General features: G+C 67.9%; 8 protein-coding genes and 1 pseudogene. 5 read left to right on the forward strand and 4 right to left on the reverse strand.

The window, feature by feature from the left end; all coding sequences use genetic code 11:
• Positions 1 to 141: 141 nt before the first annotated feature.
• From AC07F3_RS42230 to AC07F3_RS42250, 5 genes are all read left to right on the forward strand, one after another.
• Entirely contained in the window at positions 142 to 324 is a 183-nt protein-coding gene (locus AC07F3_RS42230; protein ID WP_479120424.1) for a hypothetical protein, read from the forward strand.
• Positions 325 to 509: 185 nt separating this feature from the next.
• Positions 510 to 1202 carry a hypothetical protein gene (locus AC07F3_RS42235; protein ID WP_479120425.1) on the forward strand — a complete coding sequence of 231 codons (693 nt, stop codon included), beginning with the start codon at positions 510 to 512 and terminating at the stop codon, positions 1200 to 1202.
• The gene (locus AC07F3_RS42240; RefSeq protein ID WP_479120427.1) at positions 1199 to 1843 is read left to right on the forward strand and encodes a Scr1 family TA system antitoxin-like transcriptional regulator; all 645 of its coding nucleotides are present in this window, start codon (positions 1199 to 1201) and stop codon (positions 1841 to 1843) included. Before AC07F3_RS42235 ends, AC07F3_RS42240 begins: the two co-directional genes overlap by 4 nt.
• 104 nt (positions 1844 to 1947) lie before the next feature.
• Positions 1948 to 2904, forward strand: a complete 957-nt coding sequence (locus tag AC07F3_RS42245) for a hypothetical protein (RefSeq protein ID WP_479120428.1) — start codon at positions 1948 to 1950, stop codon at positions 2902 to 2904.
• Complete coding sequence (locus AC07F3_RS42250; RefSeq protein WP_479120429.1) at positions 2889 to 3272, forward strand: hypothetical protein; 384 nt, start codon at positions 2889 to 2891, stop codon at positions 3270 to 3272. The genes AC07F3_RS42245 and AC07F3_RS42250 overlap by 16 nt, the downstream gene beginning before the upstream one ends.
• A 19-nt stretch (positions 3273 to 3291) precedes the next feature.
• Here AC07F3_RS42250 and AC07F3_RS42255 read toward each other — a convergent pair whose 3' ends face one another.
• The 4 genes and pseudogenes from AC07F3_RS42255 to AC07F3_RS42270 all read right to left on the reverse strand — a co-directional run bounded on the left by AC07F3_RS42255 (position 3292) and on the right by AC07F3_RS42270 (position 5416).
• On the reverse strand, positions 3292 to 3672 hold the full coding sequence (locus AC07F3_RS42255; RefSeq protein WP_479120431.1) for a zinc ribbon domain-containing protein: 381 nt from the start codon (positions 3670 to 3672) through the stop codon (positions 3292 to 3294).
• A 275-nt stretch (positions 3673 to 3947) separates the two neighbouring features.
• Complete coding sequence (locus tag AC07F3_RS42260; RefSeq protein WP_479120432.1) at positions 3948 to 4322, reverse strand: transposase; 375 nt, start codon at positions 4320 to 4322, stop codon at positions 3948 to 3950.
• A 247-nt stretch (positions 4323 to 4569) separates the two neighbouring features.
• A pseudogene (locus tag AC07F3_RS42265) lies at positions 4570 to 5148 on the reverse strand (IS110 family transposase); the annotation flags it as partial.
• A 52-nt stretch (positions 5149 to 5200) separates the two neighbouring features.
• The gene (locus AC07F3_RS42270) at positions 5201 to 5416 is read right to left on the reverse strand and encodes a hypothetical protein (protein WP_479120433.1); all 216 of its coding nucleotides are present in this window, start codon (positions 5414 to 5416) and stop codon (positions 5201 to 5203) included.
• Positions 5417 to 5672: the final 256 nt, after the last annotated feature.

Raw genomic sequence — 5672 nt, forward strand, 5'->3', positions numbered from 1 at the left:
TCCGCGACGGCACCTTCTACGAAACCCGGACACCGAAGGACGTCGAGCTCGCCGCATAACTCCAACACCCCAAACCACACCAAACCCGACAGAGGTGCCTTGACGAAGGACATAGAGGCACCCCCCGGAGATAGGCCCCCCATGATCGACACGCTTGTGCCTGCCGCCGCCCGCCTCTTCGCGCCGCCCGTGTCGAGCCGACGGGTTCCGCTCGTCGAACGCGCGGCCGCCCAGCACGCCGGGAACACCCCCGTCTGCGTCGGCCGAGTCACCGCGGCGGCCGCCACCGTCCCGTCGACGTCCGCCTTCCAGTCCGCGCTCTGAACAGGGCCCGCCCGGCCCCAGGCCTGTGGTCAAGCGGAGCCGACTGGTTCGGCCGGATCAGCGCCTGGAGAACCGTCCGCCGGACCCCGGCCCGCCTCCTGATGACCGATCAGCTCTCGCGCGACAGGGATCAGTTCATCAACCGCGTGTACCGCCTCAGCCACTCATCAGAAAACTCTCAGCTCATGCTGCCTGTTGCCCTCGTGCCCGACCACATCGCGTACGACCTGAAGGACGCCTGCGACACCCTCGACACGGCGCCGTGGGTCTGCGGCCTCATGCCCACCATCACCATCGGCGCCAGCACCCAGGCACCCCCCGTCACCGTTTCCATCGAGCCGGCACGCCCCAAGAACATCACTCCCGCCCAGCAGAAGGCACAGGTGACAAGGCTGCTGCGCCGCCACAACGTGCCGGCGCAGGTCGTGTTCTGTCCCCAAAGGTTCCCCCGGCTGATCCTGACCCTGGACACCGCGGACGCCGTGCGGCGACTGACGAACCTCGTGATCGCACATCTCTCGGCCATCGATGTGGTTCGCCTCCGCCTGATCCTGGCCGCCCGTTCCGTCCGCGTCTACTGGTACTGCACCCTGCGCTCCGGCGCTCTGTGGCCCGGCGCGTTGTCGGTCCGGGAGGCCCACATGCTTCACACCGCCCTGGCTCCCGAGGCCGTAGGCGCGGCGGAGTTCGAGCCGGACGACGACGAGGCGGCCGACGCGATGCTTGCCGCACTCACGACGGCCCTTGCCGCCCTCGGCGTGCCCCTCACCGCCGTACGCACCCATTCCAGCCCAGAGGTCCGTTTCTCGGGGCTCAGCGAACTGGCAGCGGCCCGGCTGGCCGACGCTCTCACTCACGCCGCCCGGAGGCTGTCGTGACCGCGCTTGCCCTTCAGGCGGTGGACATGCGGCACTTGGGGGGATTGGCCTTCCTGCTGCACGCAGCCCACGATCGACTGGAGGACCACCTACCAGGGTGGAGATCTCGGCTGGCGCTGTGCGAGCGGACTGCCACGGCGTACCTCATCTCGGCGGGGCAGACTATCCCCGCTCTCCTGCGAACCCGCCACTATGCGCAAGCCATCTACGCGGCAGGCTGGCCGGAGCACTGGGAGGAGCTCGATGCGGCCCTCGACCGGACCCTGCCGGTGCCCGGACGGCACGTCACCGCCCTGCTCGACGAGGCGATCCTGCGCCGGCGCACTGGCGGAGCAGCAGCCATGGCTGACCAGATCAGCCACCTCATCAAACAGGTAGAGACACACACCGCGACCGTGCTGCTCGTGCCGCTCCACTCGTCCCTTCTGATGCCCGCCCACACCCTCGGGCACCTGCTCCTCCCGGGAGGCAGCTCGCTGTACACCACAGAGGCCGTCGACCACACCGAGTACCACACCGGCCTAACGGCGCGCACCGGGCGACGGATCCTCATGCAGGCCGTGCTGGCCGGTGCGCTGCCCCAACCGCAGAGCCTCGACCTGTTGCACCACCTGCAAGCCGACCACAGCGCCGCAAGCTGACGCCCGTTCTCGGGGCCCAGCGAACTGGCCGCAGCCCGGCTCTCACTCGCGCCGCCCGGAGGCTGTCATGACCGGGCACCCCGACAAGAAGGAGAAAGCAGCACGTGAACAAGGAAGCCTCCACCGTGCTGGTCGTGGCCGACAGCGCCGATCGCAGCGCGGACCGTGTCGTCAGCCTCATCGAACAGCACGAGTCCGCCCGGGTTCATCGCATCGATCCGGGCGACACCGGGAACATGGAGATGACCGCACGGATCGCGGACGGCGACATGCACTTCTGCATCAAAGCCGACAGCACCCTCACCTGCTCCCAGGAGATCCGGTCCGTGTGGTGGCGGCCCACCGCCTCAGAGGGGCAGGGCGCCCTACAGGCGCTGCTCCACGCCTGCGAGGACGTCCGGTGGATCGGGGCACCCGAGACGGACCTCGCATTGTCCTCACAGCCCAGGCAGCTCATGGCCGCTTCTCTGGCCGGATTCCGGATCCCGGAGGTGGAGCTCGACCCGGAACCTCTCGGCCTTCTCGACGCCACGAAGCGCTTCGGCGGCAAGGTGTCCATCCGGTCGTGGGGCGGATACCCATACGGAACGGGCGGCGGGCTCGACGAGCGCCTGCAAACCGGGTACCCGGTGTACCAGGAGATGGTGAAGGCCACCCACGAGGTGTCCCTAATCTGGGTCGGCGGGAGCATGTTCGCCGCCCGCGTCCAGGTGCCGGACGCCGCAGCTCCCCGCGACCGTTCCCACCCGGACCAGCCGATGAAGGCGCTCCAGGAGATCCCCGAGTCGATCCAGCAGTCCGTGACGCGATTCTGCGACGGCGCGTTCGAGGGCCTGCCGTACGTGATGCTCCGCTTCCTGGTCGACGAGGGCGACGAGGGCGACGAGGGCGACGATCAGTGGTGCTTCGACACGGCGGACCCGGCGGCGGATTTCTGGCCCCTGGAACAGGCGACCGGTCAGCCCATCTGCCGTGCCGTGGCCGACCTCCTGATCGGAGAAGGATCCGAAGCGCAGTGGAGCACTACACCAGAGGAGGGACCCTCATGTTCGACGCAGTGACCGACGGCATATTCATCGACCTGCCACGGGAGTTGGAGGACAGCCTGATCGAGATCGGGCGCGAACTGCCGCCCTGGGACGTTCACGACACCTTCCTGGCGGACTCGACCATCGAGCAGTACCGGACCGCTCTGGAAGCCGCCCCGTACTTCTGCGCGGTCCGGAGCTCGCTGCTGCGTGCTCTGCACGGTGAACATGGCGGGTTCGCGGTGCTGCGCCTGGGGCATCTCGCCGAGGTGCTGGGGGCCGACGACGACCGGTTCCTGCGGATCGCGACCGGCTTCGCGGCCGAGGTGGCGGTGCCCTTCTCGCCGTTCCCGCGCGGGCCCTTGTGGAAGGACATCGGGTTGACGTCCTCCCGGCCCTGAAGGACCGGGATTCCCCTTATCAGGGGTTTCGGCCGGTCGCCCGGCTTACGGGGTCCTGCTTCACAGACCGGCCGATGCCGAGGTCTCCACAGGCTGACACGGCCTGTCCGGCCGCCTTGATGTTTTTCGCCGCGTTGATGTCCGCATGATCGGTGTTGCCGCATCCGGGGTTCTTGCACACGAAGACCGCTTGGCTCTCGCGGTTGCCTTCGGTGACGAACCCGCAGGCGTGGCAGCGCTGCGAGGTGTACGCGGGGTTGACCTTCACCAGTCGCGTGCCTGTGTAGCGGGCGGAGCTGGTGAGGGCGAGTTCGAGGCGACGCCATCCCTTGTCGAGGATCGCGCGGTTCAGTCCCCGTTTCTGAGAAGCGGGATCCGTTGATCGTCCTGTCAAGCGCATAGGCCCCAGTCTCGATATGCGCAGCGGCGGGCTTACCGCCGGCGGGGTCGAGTGGAGCGGATGCGCGCTGGTGCCGAAGTCATACCCGTCGGTTTCCTGTCGGGTCCCCGGCTCCCTCAGCTGTCTTCAAGCCGGGGGGCGCGTCCGTTGGGGAGGGGTGCGCTCCACTTGCGGACCTGTGTGCTTTCTGGAGTGGCGAATCCTGCGGCACTGAGCACCCACTCGGCTGCGAAGGATGTGTAGTACAGCCCGAGGTCCCATAGCGCCTCTGTGTGTCAACCGGCTTGGTCGAGTTGGGTGCGATGGTCGCGTTTCATGATCCGGTAGACCACGTTGGACAGGCGTCGCTTGAGGGCCCGGCGGGCCTCGGAGGGTGTCTTCCCCTCGGCGATTTTGCGCAGGTAGTACTCCTGGCCGCGGCCGCCATCGCGGACCTGGCAGATCGCGATGGTGTGCAGGACCGAGTTCAACGCGCGGTTGCCGCCGGTATTGAGCCGGTGGCGGACGTTGTTGCCGCTGGAGGCGTCCAGGGGTGCGCTGCCGGTGTAGCTGGTGAAATGGTGCTCGGTTGGGAAGCGGGTGACGTCGCCGACGTGCCCGATGACCTTGGAGGCCCGCACGGTGCCCAGGCCCGGCAGGCTCGTGAGCATGGGTGCGGGTTGCGGCCAGTACGTCGCGCATCTGGGCCTCTCTGTCCTTGACGAGGCGGTCCAGTCGTCGCAGGTCGGCCAGCAGGTCGCGGGCTATGTCCCGGCGGCAGTTGTAGGTCGCGGTGATAGGGCGGATGCGCTTCATAGCGGCGGCCTTGTCGGCGGACAGGCCAGTGGCCAAGCCTCCGGGCATCAGGTCCCGCAGGACCGCGTGCAGCCGGTTGAGTACGCGGGTGCGTTCGTGGACCAGGTCGTCGCGCCGCTCGGGCAGCAGCCTCAGGACTGTGGACTGGTCCTCGGCCGCGACCTGCCGCAGATCCGGGCGGAACAGGGTGACTTGGGCGACGTGGAGGGCGTCGGCGGCGTCGGTCTTGCGGTTGCCGCCGGTGCCCAGCAACCGGGCCCGGGCGGAGAGCGTGGATGGCACGTCGACCACGTGTTCCCCCGCGGCCGCCAGCTGCTGGGCGAGGGACCGGCCGAGCCCGCAGACGCCTTCGACGGCGAAGCGCCGCTCGGGCAAGTCGCACCAAGCCATGAGCTGGCGGAACGTGCCGGCGTTGACGACGAACCGGCGCTGGGCCAGCTGGTGGCCGGATGCGTCAACGGCGACGGCGGAGTGGGAGGACTTGTGCGGGTCGATACCGATCAGGATCACGGGCAGCCGGCCTTGCGCTCGAAGCGACGGGAAGAAGACGGCGGTGGGCATCCTGACTTGAAGTGGTGTCACGTCCATGCCTCTGTCGAGCCACACCGCACGGGTGTCGGCCGGCGGCGGCATGCTATGAGAGAGCCAACCCGTGGGCGGCAAGGAGCTACGCGAGCCCATGCCGACCGACACCCTGGACGCTACGGCTGCAGACCGAGCGTCTGGGTCCGATTCAACAAGTCAGGAGCACTGCCATGTCATTGGGGGCAGGCTGAGTGTTGATTCGCACGTAATGGCTTCGCGGTTGTGCGTCGAAGAGTTCGTCGAGCACCTGCAGTGAAGCGTGGCCGCCGATCATGGAGAGCACGCGGTAGCTCAGGTACACCGGGCGCAGGTCCTCTTGGCAGAAGCCGAACTTGGGTGCCCACTCCGACAGTTCGTCGACCATCGTGGAGACCGGAAGCGACTGGGCCTTGTACGGTCCGTACTCGGCGATCAGCGAGTGCCGCACTTCCCGGCCGGGGAGCGGCCTGAGCTAGGGCCTGTGTGCTGTCGTGATCAACTGTTGGGTTCTGCCCCGTTCGCGGGGTGGAGTCCGGTAGGACTGGTTCGTGACGCGTAGGCAACTCACCAATGCTCAGTGGAAGTTCATCGAGCCGTATCTGCCGATCGGTGGGTACGGGCCGTATCCCAAGCGGTTGCGG

The organism is Streptomyces sp. NPDC045846, assembly GCF_056431605.1.